The following is a 17,392-nucleotide window of genomic DNA, read 5'->3' as shown; positions in this document are numbered from 1 at the left end:
CGCTATATCAAGCATTTTGCCCGGCGAGTACCGGGCAAAGGGGAGTTACTGCAACGGGCTAAGGGTGATCTCGACGCGACGGTTCTGTGCCTTACCTTCTGCGGTGCTATTGCTGGCGACCGGATTAGCCGGACCCATGCCGGTGGTGCGGATGCGGTTTGCCGCCACGCCCTGAGTGATAAGCGAGCTGGCGACGCTGTCGGCACGCTACTGGGAGAGACGCATATTCAGCTCCTGGCTGCCGGTGCTGTCGGTGTAGCCAACGACGTTGACGGCAGTTTTCTCGTACTCTTTCAGCACCATCGCCACCCCTGTCAGGGTATTAGCACCCGCTGGTTTCAGGTTGGCGCTGCTGCTATCAAAGGTCACATTGCTTGGCATATTCAGCACGATGTTGTCGCCATTTCGCGTCACGCTCACCCCGGTTCCCTGCATTTTTTCGCGCAGTTTCGCTTCCTGCACGTCCATGTAGTAGCCGATACCGCCACCGAGCGCAGCCCCTGCCGCCGCGCCGATCAGCGCGCCTTTGCCACGGTCATGTTTTGAGGAGGAGAGTGCGCCAATACCCGCGCCGACTAACGAACCGACACCTGCGCCGATGCCGGATTTACCCGCCTCGCGCTCGCCGGTGTACGGGTTGGTGGTACAGCCTGAGATGACCAGTGTGCCGCTAACGATAGCCGCAATCATGAGTACGCGTTTTTTCATCTTATTTCCTTAATCTTTTTTATTCTTTGCCACAGCGACCGTGACGGTTGATTATGACGCCCGAAGACGGAGAAAATTCCGCAGAGAGCATCTCAATTTGTAAATAACATTGAACGGCCGAATAACAGACCGTCACCACACCTGCTATCGCTGACCAGGAGCCTGCTTTGCCAACCTCATCTGCCACCAAAACCATCCTCACCGCAGCCCACTGGGGCCCAATGCTGGTTGAAACGGATGGCGAAAACGTCCTCTCCTCGCGCGGGGCGCTCAATACGCCTTTCGCGAACTCGCTGCAAACCGCCGTGCGCGATCAGGTGCACAGCAAAACTCGCGTGCGTTATCCAATGGTACGCAAGGGATTTCTCGCCTCGCCGGAAAGTCCGCAGGGTGTGCGCGGTCAGGATGAGTTCGTGCGGGTGAGCTGGGAACAGGCGCTGGATTTGATTCACGCTCAGCACCAACGTATTCGTGATAATTATGGCCCCGAGTCCATTTTTGCGGGTTCCTACGGCTGGCGTTCCAACGGTGTGCTGCACAAAGCGGCGACGTTGCTTCAGCGTTATATGAGCCTGGCGGGCGGCTATACCGGGCATCTGGGGGATTATTCCACCGGCGCGGCGCAGGCGATCATGCCGTATGTGGTAGGTGGCAATGAGGTTTATCAGCAGCAGACCAGCTGGCCGATGGTGCTTGAGCATAGCGATGTGGTGGTGCTGTGGAGCGCCAACCCGCTGAATACGCTAAAAATTGCCTGGAATGCCTCCGATGAGCAGGGGATCCCATGGTTCGACCAATTGCGCCAGAGCGGGAAACGAGTGATCTGCATCGATCCGATGCGATCGGAAACGGCGGAATTCTTCGGCGACGCGGCGGAATGGATCGCCCCGCACATGGGCACCGACGTTGCGTTGATGCTAGGCATCGCCCATACGCTGGTGGAAAACGGCTGGCAGGATGATGCGTTTTTGACCCGCTGTACCAGCGGCTACGACGTTTTTGCCCGCTATCTGAACGGTGAAAGCGACGAGACGCCAAAAACGGCAGAGTGGGCGGCGGCGATCTGCGGCGTTAGTGCGGATAAAATTCGCGAACTGGCAAAATTATTCCACGAAAACACGACTATGCTGATGTCCGGCTGGGGGATGCAGCGCCAGCAGTTTGGTGAGCAAAAACACTGGATGCTGGTGACGTTGGCGGCGATGCTCGGGCAGATTGGCACCGAGGGCGGGGGCTTTGGCCTTTCCTACCATTTTGCCAACGGTGGCAACCCCACGCGCCGCGCTGCGGTGCTGGCTTCAATGCAGGGCAGCGTGGCGGGCGGCACCGATGCGGTAGAAAAAATTCCGGTCGCCCGCATCGTCGAGGCGCTGGAAAACCCCGGCGCGGCTTATCAGCACAACGGTATGGAGCGCAGCTTCCCGGATATTCGTTTTATCTGGTGGGCGGGCGGTGCCAACTTTACCCATCATCAGGATACCAATCGACTGATTCGCGCCTGGCAGAAGCCGGAGCTTATCGTGATTTCCGAATGCTTCTGGACCGCGGCGGCGCGCCATGCCGACATCGTGTTGCCCGCCACCACCTCCTTTGAACGCAACGATATGACCATGACTGGCGATTACAGCAACCAGCATCTGGTGCCGATGAAGCGGGTGGTCGCGCCGCGCGATGAAGCGCGGGATGATTTCGATGTGTTTGCCGACCTCAGCGAACGCTGGGAAGAGGGCGGTCGTGAGCGCTTTACCGAAGGTAAAAACGATGTGCAGTGGCTGGAAACTTTCTACCAGATTGCCGCCCAGCGCGGGGCTGGGCAACAGGTGACGCTGCCGCCGTTCACGCAGTTCTGGCAGGCGAATCAGTTCATTGAGATGCCGGAAAGCCCGGAAAATGCGCGTTTCGCCCGCTTTGCCGCCTTTAGGGCCGATCCGCAGGCGAATCCGCTGAAGACCGCCAGTGGCAAAATTGAGATTCACTCCTCGACTATCGCCGGTTTTGCTTATCCGGATTGCCCGCCGCATCCCATGTGGCTGGAGCCGGATGAGTGGCACGGCAACGCGCAGGAAGGTCAGCTACAGGTGCTGTCAGCGCATCCGGCGCATCGCCTTCACAGCCAGCTCAATCATACCTCGCTGCGCGAGCAGTACGCGGTGGCGGGCCGTGAACCGCTAACGCTTCACCCGCAGGATGCGCAGGCGCGTAATATCGCTGATGGGGACGTAGTGCGGGTGTGGAATTCGCGCGGTCAGGTACTGGCCGGGGCGGTGGTGACCGACGGCATCCGTCCTGGCGTCATTTGCTTGCATGAGGGGGCGTGGCCGGATCTCGACGCCCAGGCGGGCATCTGCAAAAACGGCGCGGTAAACGTGCTGACTAAAGATATTCCAACGTCGCGACTGGGCAACGGCTGCGCCGGAAATACGGCGCTGGCCTGGCTGGAAAAATATACCGGACCCGAGCTTACGCTGACGGCATTTGATCCGCCGACCAATGCATAATCCAGGTCGGATGCTGGGTTTCATCCTGCCATGCGCAGTCTTCAATGCGAAAGCCCTGTGCATGGTAGAAATTCACCGCCCGGACGTTTTTTTGGTATACCTCAAGACTTAGCCAGTCGTAGTGCTTTTTGACTTCATTGATCAACGCGCTGCCGATGCCCTGCCTGGCGGCATCCGGCGCGACGAACAACGCGCCGATAAAGCGCGACTCCATCACGCTGATAAAGCCCTTTAGCACGCCGCCCTGCTCCCAACCCCAAGTGCAGGCGGCGGGAAGATACACATCCCGCACTATCGCGATGCTGTCATGCCAGTAGCTCTCGGCGATAAACGGATGCGCATAAATAGTGCTTTCCAGCCATAATTCGATTAGCGGGCCAGTATCGTTAGCGTCCCAGTTGCGGATCATCCTGACCTCCGGGGTGACAGAAGCAGCCGGTAACATGGTCGTTGACCAGGCCACAGGCCTGCATAAAGGAGTAGCAGATAGTCGAACCGACAAATTTAAAACCCCGCTTTTTCAGCGCTTTCGACAAAGCGTCAGAAGCTGGAGTGGTGGTCGGGATTTCCGCCAGCGTTGCCGCAGCGGTGACCTGAGGATGATTGTCGACGAACGACCAGACAAAATCTGCGAAAGGCTCGCCATTTTTTTCCATCGCCAGAAAAGCACGGGCGTTGCCGATGATGGCCTGAATTTTCCCGCGGTGGCGAATAATGCCGGCATCGAGAACCAGGCGTTCAATATCCGCCTCATCCATGGCCGCTACGCGAAGCGGGTCGAACTGGTGAAAGGCACGGCGATAGTTTTCACGCTTTTTCAGCACCGTTATCCACGACAGCCCTGCCTGCTGACCCTCAAGGCAAATCATTTCAAACAGCCGGGCAGGGTTCTTTTCGGCGACGCCCCACTCGCTATCGTGGTACTGAATGTATAAAGGATCCTGACTCACCCATCCACAACGTTCCATTTGCCTCTCCCTTTTGTCATAAAAGTTGACTGTTCACCTTGACGGCTGAAAGATAAAGATAATAGTTAATACAGGGTTATTATTGCCAACATGGGAATAAGACACCCCCATAAAAAAACACAGCAACCTTGCCGTTTCGGCTCTTTTTGGAGTCGCATTAATGATAATAAAGAAATGCAATGGCCTCCGGGGGTTTATCATCCCGGCGTGCGTATCCGTCTGGGCGTCGTGTGTTGCCGGAGCGAATGCCTGGCAACAGGAATATATCGCTATCGATACAAAAAGTAATACTCCGGAACGCTATACATGGGATAGCGATCACCAACCGCGCTACGAAGATATCCTTGCGGAGCGGATCAATGCGTCCGACGATCCTGCTGGCCTGGCGTTCAATCAGGCGGTATCGCCACCAGATAACGTACATGGCATGAGCGTTGGCTGGAACTTCGCCGTGGCAAACGGTATCACCTCCGGCCCGGTGGCCAGTTTACGTAGCGATCTGACGTCGCCACCCGATTCCCGTAATGCTACCGGAACTGGCTACGTGAATACGCTGGGCTGGCGGGTCGATTATCAGGAACTATGGGGGGTTCACCCGTGGGCGCAGGTGAGCTATAACCAGACGCTCTCAGCCGATCCTGTGGGCGCGAATCGCACGCAGGAAGGAGCCTGGCGAGATGTGACCTTCGGTGCGGATATGTCGCTCAACTCCCATCTTGCCGCTTGGGCGGCGCTGTCGCAGGCGGATAATTTGCCCACCGGGGCGAATTATCTCTACCTGATGGGTGTGAGCGCCAATTTTTAATTTATCCGCATCATGTATGATGCAATTATTTAACTTATCAATCACAGGAATGAAGCACCTTCCTGCGATAGCAGGTACTAACTTTTTGGAAATTATTTAAGGTGTGAATGTTTTTCAATGTCATTCATTCCGTCTTTAATGCATTTCATTCCGTGGTGACGGCAGCTCATGCCTTTTTCCCCCAGGTTTACCGGGGACTTCGTTATTGTGGCGGCAGTTAATTCTTCAGGACAACTGCTATGAACGCTGCAAACCGTCAATACACCCGCTGGCTTACGCTGCTCGGCACCATCATTACGCAATTCGCGCTGGGATCGGTTTATACATGGAGTTTGTTCAATAGTTCTCTTTCCGCCAAGCTGGATGAACCGGTGAGCCAGGTGGCGTTCTCATTTGGTCTGTTAAGCCTCGGCCTGGCGCTCTCCTCATCCGTTGCGGGTAAATTACAGGAACGTTTTGGCGTCAAACGCGTCACCATGGCTTCCGGCGTTCTGCTGGGCCTCGGTTTCTTCCTTACCGCTCATTCGAATAGCCTGATGATGCTGTGGCTGAGCGCGGGTCTGCTGGTGGGGCTAGCGGACGGCGCAGGTTATCTGCTGACGCTGTCGAACTGCGTCAAATGGTTTCCGGAACGTAAGGGGCTGATTTCGGCTTTCTCTATCGGTTCTTATGGCCTCGGCAGCCTCGGTTTTAAATTTATCGATACCCACCTGCTGGCGACGGTCGGTCTTGAGAAAACCTTTATCATCTGGGGCGCTATTGTGCTGGTGATGATTGTCTTTGGCGCGACGCTGATGACTGACGCACCGAATCATACCGCCACCGCAAGCAATGGCGTTGTTGAAAATGACTTCACTCTTGCCGAATCGATGCGTAAACCGCAGTACTGGATGCTGGCGGTGATGTTCCTGACTGCCTGTATGAGCGGCCTGTATGTGATTGGCGTGGCGAAAGATATTGCTCAGGGGATGGTGCATCTTGATATCACGACGGCAGCAAATGCGGTCACCGTGATTTCCATTGCCAACCTTAGCGGTCGTCTGGTGCTGGGTATTCTGTCAGATAAAATCTCACGTATCCGGGTGATTACCATCGGCCAGGTTGTGTCGCTCATCGGTATGGCCGCGCTGCTGTTCGCACCGCTTAACGCTACCACTTTCTTCGCTGCCATTGCCTGTGTCGCTTTCAATTTCGGCGGGACGATTACCGTGTTCCCATCACTGATTAGCGAGTTCTTTGGCCTGAATAACCTGGCGAAAAACTACGGTGTGATTTATCTGGGCTTTGGTATTGGTAGTATTTGTGGTTCGCTGATTGCTTCCCTGTTCGGCGGTTTCTACGTGACCTTCTGCGTTATCTTCGCCCTGCTGATTCTTTCTCTGGCGCTTTCTACCACCATTCGCCAGCCGAAAAGCGAGGTTTACCGCGAGGCCCATGCCTGAGAAGTGGGGCCTCGTCGTATTCATGATTAATCACCTAAGCAAATAGTGCCTATCCAACCAAATGTTTTGTAAATGTTTGGTTGGATCACATTCCCTCCTGATACTTTTTCCTTCTGCTGTGGTCTACTTAGCGCGCTTTGTAGAGGTTTCTTATAACCAAGCTAAACGCACTTTATTAACCTGCTTACTTATATCGCTTAAGTCGGGCGGTTTTATCTCTTCGTTTTCCAGGTTTTTTGCATGAAATACATTAAAACGATGACGCAGCTGAAGCTCAGTATCTGGCTGGCGCTGTACATCGGCTGGTTTATGAACGCTGCCGTATTCTTCCGTCGCTTCGAAGGTTACGCTCAGGAATTTACCATCTGGAAAGGACTCTCAGGTGCAGTAGAATTGGTCGGTACCGCGCTGGTTACCTTCTTCCTGCTGCGTATTTTGTCGCTATTTGGACGCCGTATCTGGCGCATCCTTGCAACCTTAGTCGTTATATTCTCTGCCGCCGCCAGTTATTACATGACCTTCCTGAACGTTGTGATTGGCTACGGGATTATTGCGTCGGTGATGACCACGGACATCGACTTGTCCAGAGAGGTCATCGGCTGGCATCTGATTCTCTGGCTGGTACTGATGAGCGCGCTGCCGCTGCTGCTTATCTGGAGTAACCGCTGCCGCTTCACGCTGTTACGGCAAATTCGCACGCCTGGTCAGCGGATGAAGAATATTACCATCGTGGTGCTGGCCGGTCTGATGGTCTGGGGACCCATTCGCCTGCTGGAAGTCCGTCAGAAGAACTTTGAACGTAGCTCAGAGGTTGATCTGCCAAGTTACGGCGGGGTGGTGGCCAACTCCTATCTGCCGTCTAACTGGCTTTCGGCGCTGGGGTTGTATGCCTGGGCGCAGGTCGATGAGTCTTCAGATAATAAATCCCTGATTAACCCGGCAAAGAAATTCACCTACGTCGCACCTGAAGGGCTGGATGACACCTATGTGGTGTTTATTATCGGCGAAACCACCCGCTGGGATCATATGGGCATTCTGGGTTATAACCGGAACACCACGCCGAAGCTGGCGCAGGAGAAAAACCTGGTCGCCTTCCGCGGCTACTCCTGCGATACCGCCACGAAGCTGTCGCTGCGCTGCATGTTTGTGCGTCAGGGCGGGGCGGATGATAATCCACAGCGGACGCTGAAAGAACAAAACGTGTTCGCGGTCCTGCATCAGCTCGGTTTTACCGGCGATCTGTATGCCATGCAGAGCGAGATGTGGTTCTACAGCAACACGATGGCTAATAACATTGCCTATCGCGAGCAGATTGGCGCCGAACCGCGTAACCGCGGCAAGAGCGTTGACGACATGCTGCTGGTGGATGAAATGAAGCGCGGGTTGCTGAAAAACCCCAATGGTAAACACCTGATTATTCTGCATACCAAAGGCTCGCACTTTAACTACACCCAGCGATATCCGCGCAGTTTTGCCCAATGGCAGCCGGAATGCGTGGGCGTTGATAACAAGTGTTCGAAGGCTGAGCTGATTAATTCGTACGATAACAGCGTGACCTATGTCGATCACTTTATCGTTAGCGTGCTGGACCAACTACGGGATAAGAAAGCGATTGTTTTCTACGCGGCTGACCACGGTGAGTCCATCAACGAGCGTGAGCACCTGCACGGTACGCCGCGCAAGATGGCGCCGCCGGAGCAGTTCCGTGTGCCGATGCTGGTGTGGATGTCGGATAAGTATCTGGAATCGCCTGACCATGCGGCTTCTTTTGCGCGCCTTAAACAGCAGGCGGCGATGAAGGTACCGCGTCGTCACGTTGAGCTGTATGACACCATCATGGGTTGTCTTGGTTACACCTCACCGGATGGCGGAATAAACCAGTATAACAACTGGTGTCACGTTCCTGACGCAGCGGCGAAGAAGAAGGATTAACACAGTGGTGAGTTTCTCGCCGCTTGAGTGACTTTTTCATAATAAGGCATTGACGGGTTTGCATCTCAGCAGTAAGATGCGCCCCGCATTCGGTGATTGGCGCAGCCTGGTAGCGCACTTCGTTCGGGACGAAGGGGTCGGAGGTTCGAATCCTCTATCACCGACCAAATTCGAAAAGCCTGCTCAACGAGCAGGCTTTTTTGCATTTGTAGCCGAGAGGATGAGAACCTCCGGGAAGATATCGATCGCACCAGACTGTAAGAAAACTCGCCCATCACCATTTCCTGCCGCCAATTCGCTATTTTGTGACATCTTCCATTGTATTTTTTTATATATACATCAATCTTTTTTCGCGAAGCTTATGGATAACTTCAGCATTTTCCGCTGTGCGTTTTAACGTTCGCACTATTTATCGCTCACATATTGGTCACATCGCAAGAAATTTTTACCATTTCCCATAATTGCTTATCACTACATCTCGAAAAATATTAAGGGATTTATTCTGTCTATTAGCCGCTAGCATAAATTTCTCTGCTGGAAATAGGGCTGTGCACTTTTTTTAATCTTTGCCCGCCGATTCTCACCCCGGATGTAAAACCAGGTTGGCTGTATTGACGTTTACCCATTCTGTTGACAGATTGTAGGGCATGAGGGGCATTTCATGGAGAATCCGTACTGCAACTCAGTCGTTTTTGCGAAAGGAATCCCCATCTCTCTCAACGCTTTCGAGCACCACCGACCGGACCGGGTATATTCTAAATAGTTCGAGCTGCGGGAAGGCGGCAAGCTTGAGAATCCCCAGGAGCATAGATGACTATGTGACTGGGGTGATCGAGCGCAGCCAACGCATCCGTAGTTCGAAATATGACGAATAAAAATAAATAAAGGTCTGGCGGATATATGCAATGCAAACAACATCACATTTGGAGCAGAATAATGAGTATTTCCTTGAAAAGGTCAGGGATGCTGAAGCTTGGTCTGAGCCTGGTTGCCATGACCGTCGCAGCAAGCGTACAAGCGAAGACCCTGGTTTATTGTTCAGAAGGCTCGCCGGAAGGCTTTAACCCGCAGCTCTTCACCTCTGGCACCACCTATGACGCCAGCTCAGTGCCGATTTATAACCGCCTGGTTGAATTCAAAACCGGTACCACGGAAGTTATTCCGGGCCTGGCCGAGAAATGGGAAGTCAGCGAAGACGGTAAAACTTATACCTTCCATCTGCGTAAAGACGTGAAGTGGCAGGATAATAAAGATTTTAAACCGACTCGCGCGCTGAACGCCGATGACGTTGTCTTCTCGTTCGACAGACAAAAAAATGTCAATAACCCGTACCATAAAGTGTCTGGCGGCAGCTATGAATACTTTGAAGGCATGGGCCTTTCCGACCTGATTAGCGAAGTGAAGAAAGTGGACGATAATACCGTCCAGTTCGTGCTGACTCGTCCGGAATCCCCGTTCCTCGCTGACCTCGCCATGGACTTCGCCTCTATTCTGTCAAAAGAGTATGCCGACAACATGCTGAAAGCCGGTACGCCGGAGAAAGTGGACCTGAACCCAATCGGTACCGGCCCATTCCAGCTGCTGCAATATCAAAAAGACTCCCGTATTCTCTATAAAGCCTTCCCGGGCTACTGGGGCACCAAACCGCAGATCGATCGTCTGGTCTTCTCCATCACCCCTGATGCTTCCGTGCGCTACGCGAAACTGCAGAAAAACGAGTGCCAGGTGATGCCGTACCCGAACCCGGCAGACATCGCGCGCATGAAGGAAGATAAAAACATTAATCTGCTGGAACAACCGGGTCTGAACGTCGGTTACCTCTCCTTCAACACCGAGAAGAAACCGCTGGATGAGGTGAAAGTTCGCCAGGCGCTGACCTACGCGGTGAATAAAGAAGCGATCATCAAAGCCGTTTATCAGGGCGCGGGCCAGTCTGCGAAGAACCTGATCCCGCCGACCATGTGGGGCTATAACGACGACGTTAAAGACTACACCTACGATCCAGAGAAAGCGAAAGCGCTGCTGAAAGAAGCGGGTCTGGAAAAAGGCTTCAGCATTGACCTGTGGGCGATGCCGGTACAGCGTCCGTACAACCCGAACGCACGCCGTATGGCAGAGATGATTCAGGCTGACTGGGCCAAAGTGGGCGTTCAGGCCAAGATTGTCACCTTCGAGTGGGGTGAGTACCTGAAGCGCGCGAAAGCGGGCGAACACCAGACCGTGATGATGGGCTGGACCGGCGACAACGGGGATCCGGATAACTTCTTCGCCACCCTGTTCAGCTGCGCTGCGGCGAAAGATGGTTCTAACTACTCTCGCTGGTGCTACAAGCCGTTTGAAGACCTGATTCAACCGGCTCGTGCTACTGACGACCACAACAAACGCATTGAGCTGTACAAGCAGGCTCAGGTGGTGATGCATGACCAGGCCCCGGCGCTGATCGTCGCTCACTCCACCGTTTATGAGCCAGTGCGCAAAGAAGTCAAAGGCTATGTGGTTGATCCATTAGGTAAACACCACTTCGATAACGTCTCTATCGAATAATAAGCAATACGTCCCCCTCTCCCTTGAGGGAGAGGGCCGGGGTGAGGGTGGAAAAGCTGCCCCCTCACTCTTACCCTCCCCCTAACGGGGAGAGGGTGTTTACTTTTGTGAGCAATACAGACGTCCTGTCACCAGGCGGGTCGTTACTAGAGAGAATCCGGGTTATGTTGCAGTTCATTCTCCGACGTTTGGGACTTGTCATCCCAACATTTATCGGTATTACCCTTCTCACTTTTGCCTTCGTCCATATGATCCCCGGTGACCCGGTGCTGATTATGGCGGGCGAACGTGGTATTTCCCCTGAACGTCACGCGCAGCTACTGGCCGAAATGGGCCTTGATAAGCCGATGTGGCAGCAGTACGCCCACTATGTTTGGGGCGTGATGCATGGCGATTTAGGCATCTCGCTGAAAAGCCGCATTCCCGTATGGGAAGAGTTCGTGCCGCGCTTTAAGGCCACCATGGAGCTGGGCGTCTGCGCGATGATTTTCGCCGTCGCCGTTGGGATCCCGGTTGGTGTGCTGGCCGCGGTCAAACGCGGTTCTATCTTCGACCACACCTCCGTAGGCCTCGCGCTGACCGGCTACTCCATGCCTATCTTCTGGTGGGGCATGATGCTGATTATGCTGGTCTCCGTGCATTGGAACCTGACGCCGGTCTCCGGGCGCGTCAGCGACACCGTGTTCCTCGACGATACCCTACCGTTAACCGGCTTTATGCTGATAGATACCGCGATTTGGGGCGAGCCGGGGGACTTTATCGATGCATTGATGCATATGATCCTGCCTGCCGTGGTGCTGGGCACCATCCCGCTGGCGGTAATTGTGCGTATGACCCGTTCATCGATGCTCGAAGTGCTGGGTGAGGATTATATCCGTACCGCGCGCGCCAAAGGGCTGACGCGTATGCGGGTGATCATCATTCATGCTCTGCGTAACGCCATGCTGCCAGTGGTGACGGTTATCGGTCTACAGGTAGGTACGCTGCTGGCGGGCGCAATCCTGACCGAAACCATCTTCTCCTGGCCGGGTCTTGGCCGCTGGCTGATTGACGCGCTCCAGCGCCGCGATTATCCGGTTGTGCAGGGCGGGGTGCTTCTGGTGGCGACGATGATTATCCTCGTCAACCTGCTGGTAGACCTGTTGTACGGCGTGGTGAACCCGCGTATTCGGCATAAGAAGTAAGGGGCCATCATGTCACAAGTTACTGAAAATAAAGTTGTCGCCGCACCGGTGCCAATGACCCCTTTGCAGGAGTTCTGGCACTATTTTAAACGCAACAAAGGCGCCGTTATTGGCCTGGTCTACGTGGCGGTGATGATTTTTATCGCCGTATTTGCCAACTTCATTGCGCCTTACAATCCTGCGGATCAGTTCCGCGATACGCTGCTGGCCCCCCCGGCCTGGATGGATGGCGGGAGCTTCTCCCATCTGCTCGGTACTGATGACGTTGGCCGCGATATCCTTTCACGCTTAATGTACGGTGCGCGTCTGTCGCTGCTGGTTGGCTGTCTGGTGGTGGTGCTGTCGCTGATCCTTGGCGTGGTGCTCGGTCTGGTCGCAGGTTATTTCGGCGGCGTGCTTGACTCAATCATCATGCGCGTTGTCGATATCATGCTGGCGCTGCCGAGCCTGCTGCTCGCGCTGGTGCTGGTGGCCATTTTTGGCCCCTCGATCGTCAACGCGTCGATAGCGCTGACCTTTGTCGCCTTGCCGCACTACGTCCGTCTGACCCGCGCTGCGGTGCTGGTGGAGGTGAACCGCGACTACGTCACCGCATCTCGCGTGGCGGGGGCTGGTGCGATGCGCCAGATGTTCATCAATATTCTTCCTAACTGTCTTGCGCCGCTGATTGTTCAGGCGTCGTTGGGCTTCTCTAACGCCATTCTCGATATGGCCGCTCTTGGCTTCCTTGGCATGGGTGCGCAGCCGCCGACACCGGAGTGGGGCACCATGCTCTCCGACGTGTTGCAGTTCGCGCAGAGCGCCTGGTGGGTCGTCACCTTCCCAGGTGTCGCGATCCTGCTGACGGTGCTGGCATTTAACCTGATGGGTGACGGTCTGCGTGACGCGCTCGATCCCAAACTGAAGCAGTAAGAGGTTCGAGATGGCGTTATTGAATATAGATAAATTATCGGTGCATTTCGGCGACGAAAAGGCACCGTTCCGCGCCGTAGACCGCGTGAGCTACAGCGTGAATCAGGGTGAAGTGGTCGGCATTGTCGGTGAGTCTGGTTCGGGTAAATCGGTCAGCTCGCTGGCGATTATGGGACTGATTGACTATCCCGGCCGGGTGATGGCTGAAAAGCTGGAGTTTAATGGTCGCGACCTGAAGCGCATTTCCGAAAAAGAGCGGCGCCAACTGGTGGGCGCGGAAGTGGCGATGATCTTCCAGGACCCGATGACCAGCCTCAACCCGTGCTACACCGTGGGTTACCAGATTATGGAAGCCATTAAAGTCCATCAGGGCGGCAATAAAAAGACGCGTATTCAGCGGGCAATTGACCTGCTGACGCTGGTGGGGATACCCGACCCGGCTTCGCGTCTCGACGTCTATCCGCATCAGCTTTCCGGTGGCATGAGCCAGCGCGTGATGATTGCGATGGCGATTGCCTGTCGGCCAAAGTTGCTGATTGCCGATGAGCCCACGACGGCGCTGGATGTAACTATCCAGGCGCAGATCATCGAGCTACTGCTTGAACTACAGCAGAAAGAGAACATGGCGCTGATCCTGATCACTCACGATCTGGCGCTGGTAGCCGAAGCGGCGCACAAAATTATTGTGATGTACGCCGGTCAGGTAGTGGAAACCGGCGACGCGAAGGATATCTTCCGCGCGCCGCGTCATCCGTACACCCAGGCGCTGTTGCGTGCGCTGCCTGAGTTCGCTCAGGATAAAGCGCGTCTGGCCTCGCTGCCGGGCGTGGTTCCGGGGAAATATGACCGCCCGAACGGTTGTCTGCTCAACCCGCGCTGCCCCTATGCGACCGATAAATGCCGCAGTGAGGAGCCTGAACTGAACCTGCTTAATGACGGCCGCCAGTCGAAATGCCACTACCCACTTGATGATGCCGGGAGGCCTGGATTATGAGTACGCATGAGGCCACCACGCAACAGCCTCTGTTGCTGGCCACCGATCTGAAAAAATACTACCCGGTGAAGAAGGGGCTGTTCGCTCCGGAACGCCTGGTGAAAGCGCTGGATGGCGTTTCGTTTACCCTTGAGCGCGGCAAAACGCTGGCGGTCGTGGGTGAGTCCGGCTGCGGTAAATCAACACTCGGCCGCCTGCTGACGATGATTGAAATCCCCACCGGCGGCGAGCTTTACTACCAGGGGCAGGACCTGCTTAAGCACGATCCGCACGCACAAAAACTGCGTCGGCAGAAAATCCAGATTGTGTTCCAGAACCCCTACGGTTCGCTGAACCCGCGTAAAAAGGTGGGGCAGATTCTGGAGGAGCCGCTGCAGATTAACACCAGCTTAAGCAAAGAGCAGCGCCGTGAGAAAGCGTTGGCGATGATGGCCAAAGTGGGCCTGAAAACGGAACACTACGACCGCTATCCGCATATGTTCTCCGGCGGCCAGCGTCAGCGTATTGCCATTGCCCGCGGCCTGATGCTTGACCCGGACGTGGTGATCGCCGACGAACCGGTCTCCGCGCTGGACGTGTCGGTACGCGCGCAGGTGCTGAATCTGATGATGGATTTACAGCAGGAGCTGGGGCTTTCTTACGTCTTTATCTCCCACGACCTGTCGGTGGTGGAGCACATTGCTGACGAAGTGATGGTGATGTATTTAGGCCGCTGCGTAGAGAAAGGGTCGAAGGACCAAATCTTCAATAACCCGCAGCATCCGTATACTCAGGCGCTGCTGTCGGCAACGCCGCGCCTGAATCCGGACGATCGCCGCGAGCGTATCAAGCTGACCGGCGAGCTGCCAAGCCCGCTGAATCCGCCTCCGGGCTGCGCGTTTAACGCCCGCTGCCGTCGTCGCTTCGGCCCATGCACCCAGCTCCAGCCGCAGCTGAAGGACTACGGCGGCCAACTGGTGGCCTGCTTTGCCGTCGATCAGGATCAAAACGGCGAGAAGCCGCTGAGCTGACCGAATAAGGTGAAGACTCCCCCAGTGGAGGGCTACGGGTTCACAGCCGTCAGCGGTTTGGTAGCCCGGACAGATGCGTAGCATCGCCTCCGGGAAATGTGGCGGACCAGATGTCTGCGCGTGGCTTCATCCCGGGGGCGGCGCTCGACGCGCCTTGCCCGGGCTACAGGTCCGTGCGTTCTGCGAGTTTAGTAGCCCGGCTAAGGCGTTTACGCCGCAAGCCGGGAAGTTCCTGAGAGCGACTTAATGCACCACTTCATCGCCGTTATCAATCGGCGACCAGTCGACTTTTCCTTCTTCCCTAACCTGTCGCCAGGCCATAAAGGTCAGGAACAACGTCGCGACGCCATAGCCAAACGTCACCGTGGGCGAAGCGTTGAGCGCCATCTGATGACCGTGAATAAAGCCGAAGAACGACAACACCGTAGCCGCCGCGGCATAAAGCGCCGCCCAGTTAAAGCGCCGGTCGATAATGAACGCGGCAATCGCACCCATCATCAACCCCGCCAACACCGCACCGCCCCCGGTGGTTGCCATACCGTGATACAGCACGCCGTTGTTGGCCATCGTATTGACGACGTCCGCCGGGAGATTGACGGTATTCGCGCCGGCTGCCGCCAGTGCGCCATCGACCTGGGTTTTCGCCCATTCGGCGATATTCGGTACCAGCGCCAACACGATCGCTGGAGCGTGGCGTTTCGGCGAAACCTGAAACGCCTGAGCGCCAATGACCAGACCGATAAACAGCAGAATAGGTACGATCGCCACCAGTGGGATGATGGAGAGCAGCAGCGCGGTGAGGCCCAGGAAGCAGACGATTGCCATACAAACACCGGTTGCCAGCGAATAACCAATACGCCCGCCCATCGCTTTCCAGCCCGGATGACCGATATAAACCGCAGGTGGAAACGGCGAACCCAGCAGCGCGCCGACAATCGCGCCCAGCCCGTCAGCCGCCAGTACCGCGCGCAGGTTGTAGCTGTCGCCCCCTACCGCCGCGGATTCGACGTTATTGAGGATTTCGGTGAAGTTGAAAATCCCTAACGGGATCGCCGTCACCAGCAGCGGCCAGACCAGGCTCATCGGGACGTTAAAGACATCAGTAGAAAGCGTGGGTAAATAGAGCGAGAAACGCCCCGCCGCCTCTTTGACTTCCGCCGGATTCATAATGTCGCTAAAGCCAAGCCAGGTCGCGCCCCAGCCCAGCAGGCAGCCCACCAGAACCACCGCCAGCCCACCCGGCAGACCGAACGGCAGCCGCACGTTACCGACCCAGTTGAGCAGGATAATGGCGAAGCAGACAATGCCAATCCAGGCGGTATCAAACATCTGATACGCCGGGCGCATGGCGATAAACGCAATCGCAATCCCCGCCAGCGTCCCCAGCATTGCGGCGCGCGGCGTATATTTACGAATTGCCGGGCCAACCAGCACGCCTGCCAGCACAATAAGGCCGACAATCATCGCCCAGATAAGCCCGAGCTTCCACGCCAGCATCCAGTCTTTATGGATAAGCAGCGTTGGCAGCATGACAACGAACACCACAATGAACATGTGCGGCACGCTTGGTCCGTATGGCAGGGCGGTCACCGTGTCGCGACCCTCGCGTTTTGCCATCCGCCAGGCAAGCCAGGCGTAAAACAGATTACCCAGCGGCAGCGCGATACCTAACGCTGGTAGGATGCGGCCATAAACGGTAGCCGCCGGAATTTGCGCGACGTACAGCGCGAGGCCTGACAGGACCAGCACGTTCAGCAATACGTTGGTAAAGAGTCCGAAAAAAGCGTTGAGATCGCCCGTCACCCATAGCCGTGGACGAAATGTGAGTTTTCCTTGCTCCATAATCCTTCTCCTGAAGTTATTCAGTCATGTGGTGACCGGTGTATGCCCGCCAACCGCCGAGGTCGGTGATCTCCGGCTGGCCTTCAACCAGCCAGGATTCCGCCAGAACGCCCAACACTTCACTACCGTCGTCCAGTAACACTTTGCCGATACAGAGTCCGGCAGGTTCTTTTTGCAGAATATTCCCCAGTCCGGCAGGAGGAACCGCCCAGATTTCCAGCGCGATGTTTGCGCCGTTATCCGGTGAACGAATCATTCCGGGATGATCGTCGTTGATGCTCCAACAGCGGTAGCAGGGGGCCGTTTTATCCTCACGAACGAATTCGGCATTAACTGCCAGCATGTTGGGGTTTAACTTCAGGCCACGCATTAGCGTGCCGTTAACTGCAAGCAGGATTTTGCTCTCTGACATCGTTTTTATCCTTATTTATACCCGTCATACTTCAAGTTGCTTGTGCGTTGGCTACACTCGTTCGCCCGAATCACTTACTCAAGTAAGCTCATCGGGACTTTCTCGCTTGCCGCCTTCCTGCAACTCGAATTATTTAGGGTA

The 17,392-nt window shown here is 55.5% G+C and carries 13 protein-coding genes, 1 tRNA gene and 1 pseudogene; 10 read left to right on the top strand and 5 right to left on the bottom strand.

The genetic code is table 11. The features are described 5' to 3' along the window. Positions 1-45 precede the first annotated feature (45 nt). Positions 46-708 (bottom strand): annotated as a pseudogene (locus HV127_RS05690) (OmpA family lipoprotein). 167 nt (positions 709-875) lie between these two features. Between HV127_RS05690 and HV127_RS05685 the strand changes: the two are divergent. Further along, positions 876-3,206: a molybdopterin guanine dinucleotide-containing S/N-oxide reductase gene (locus HV127_RS05685; RefSeq protein ID WP_182235260.1), complete on the top strand. Its 2,331-nt coding sequence runs from the start codon at positions 876-878 to the stop codon at positions 3,204-3,206. Here the strand turns inward: HV127_RS05685 and HV127_RS05680 are convergent. Together HV127_RS05680 and tag are read right to left on the bottom strand one after the other, a co-directional pair. Further along, entirely contained in the window at positions 3,169-3,615 is a 447-nt protein-coding gene (locus tag HV127_RS05680) for an N-acetyltransferase (protein ID WP_182235259.1), read from the bottom strand. The two genes, HV127_RS05685 and HV127_RS05680, sit on opposite strands and share 38 nt — an antisense overlap. Beyond that, entirely contained in the window at positions 3,593-4,174 is a 582-nt protein-coding gene (tag, locus tag HV127_RS05675; RefSeq protein ID WP_182235258.1) for a DNA-3-methyladenine glycosylase I, read from the bottom strand. Before tag ends, HV127_RS05680 begins: the two co-directional genes overlap by 23 nt. 160 nt (positions 4,175-4,334) lie before the next feature. On the opposite strand from tag, the gene HV127_RS05670 reads away from it, so the two are divergent. The 9 genes from HV127_RS05670 to dppF all read left to right on the top strand — a co-directional run bounded on the left by HV127_RS05670 (position 4,335) and on the right by dppF (position 14,997). Beyond that, a complete protein-coding gene (locus HV127_RS05670; protein ID WP_182235257.1) occupies positions 4,335-4,979 on the top strand; it encodes an autotransporter outer membrane beta-barrel domain-containing protein in 645 nt (214 codons plus the stop codon). Between the two features lie 239 nt (positions 4,980-5,218). Continuing rightward, positions 5,219-6,421, top strand: coding sequence for an MFS transporter (locus HV127_RS05665; protein ID WP_181484508.1), 1,203 nt, complete (start codon positions 5,219-5,221; stop codon positions 6,419-6,421). A gap of 240 nt (positions 6,422-6,661) precedes the next feature. After that, positions 6,662-8,353 (top strand): kdo(2)-lipid A phosphoethanolamine 7''-transferase, encoded by a 1,692-nt coding sequence (gene eptB / locus HV127_RS05660; RefSeq protein WP_182235256.1) that lies wholly within the window; start codon positions 6,662-6,664, stop codon positions 8,351-8,353. Between the two features lie 90 nt (positions 8,354-8,443). Beyond that, positions 8,444-8,520, top strand: a tRNA-Pro gene (locus HV127_RS05655). A gap of 769 nt (positions 8,521-9,289) precedes the next feature. After that, complete coding sequence (gene dppA / locus HV127_RS05650; RefSeq protein WP_182235255.1) at positions 9,290-10,897, top strand: dipeptide ABC transporter periplasmic-binding protein DppA; 1,608 nt, start codon at positions 9,290-9,292, stop codon at positions 10,895-10,897. Between the two features lie 164 nt (positions 10,898-11,061). Next, the gene (gene dppB / locus HV127_RS05645) at positions 11,062-12,081 is read left to right on the top strand and encodes a dipeptide ABC transporter permease DppB (RefSeq protein ID WP_182235254.1); all 1,020 of its coding nucleotides are present in this window, start codon (positions 11,062-11,064) and stop codon (positions 12,079-12,081) included. A gap of 9 nt (positions 12,082-12,090) precedes the next feature. Further along, complete coding sequence (gene dppC, locus HV127_RS05640) at positions 12,091-12,993, top strand: dipeptide ABC transporter permease DppC (RefSeq protein ID WP_182235253.1); 903 nt, start codon at positions 12,091-12,093, stop codon at positions 12,991-12,993. 10 nt (positions 12,994-13,003) lie between these two features. After that, complete coding sequence (gene dppD / locus HV127_RS05635) at positions 13,004-13,987, top strand: dipeptide ABC transporter ATP-binding protein (protein WP_110276231.1); 984 nt, start codon at positions 13,004-13,006, stop codon at positions 13,985-13,987. Next, complete coding sequence (gene dppF, locus HV127_RS05630; RefSeq protein WP_142513403.1) at positions 13,984-14,997, top strand: dipeptide ABC transporter ATP-binding subunit DppF; 1,014 nt, start codon at positions 13,984-13,986, stop codon at positions 14,995-14,997. Before dppD ends, dppF begins: the two co-directional genes overlap by 4 nt. Positions 14,998-15,240: 243 nt before the next feature. Here dppF and HV127_RS05625 read toward each other — a convergent pair whose 3' ends face one another. Both HV127_RS05625 and HV127_RS05620 read right to left on the bottom strand, forming a co-directional pair. Continuing rightward, positions 15,241-16,839, bottom strand: coding sequence for a regulator (locus tag HV127_RS05625; protein ID WP_182235252.1), 1,599 nt, complete (start codon positions 16,837-16,839; stop codon positions 15,241-15,243). Between the two features lie 16 nt (positions 16,840-16,855). Beyond that, positions 16,856-17,251, bottom strand: a complete 396-nt coding sequence (locus HV127_RS05620) for a glutamyl-tRNA amidotransferase (protein WP_112215995.1) — start codon at positions 17,249-17,251, stop codon at positions 16,856-16,858. Between the last annotated feature and the right edge of the window lie 141 nt (positions 17,252-17,392).

The sequence above is a fragment of the Klebsiella sp. RHBSTW-00215 genome (assembly GCF_014103785.1).
Taxonomy (GTDB): Bacteria; Pseudomonadota; Gammaproteobacteria; order Enterobacterales; family Enterobacteriaceae; genus Klebsiella.
The sequence above is the reverse complement of the archived record's forward strand: the minus strand, read 5'-3'. Positions and strand labels throughout refer to the sequence as shown.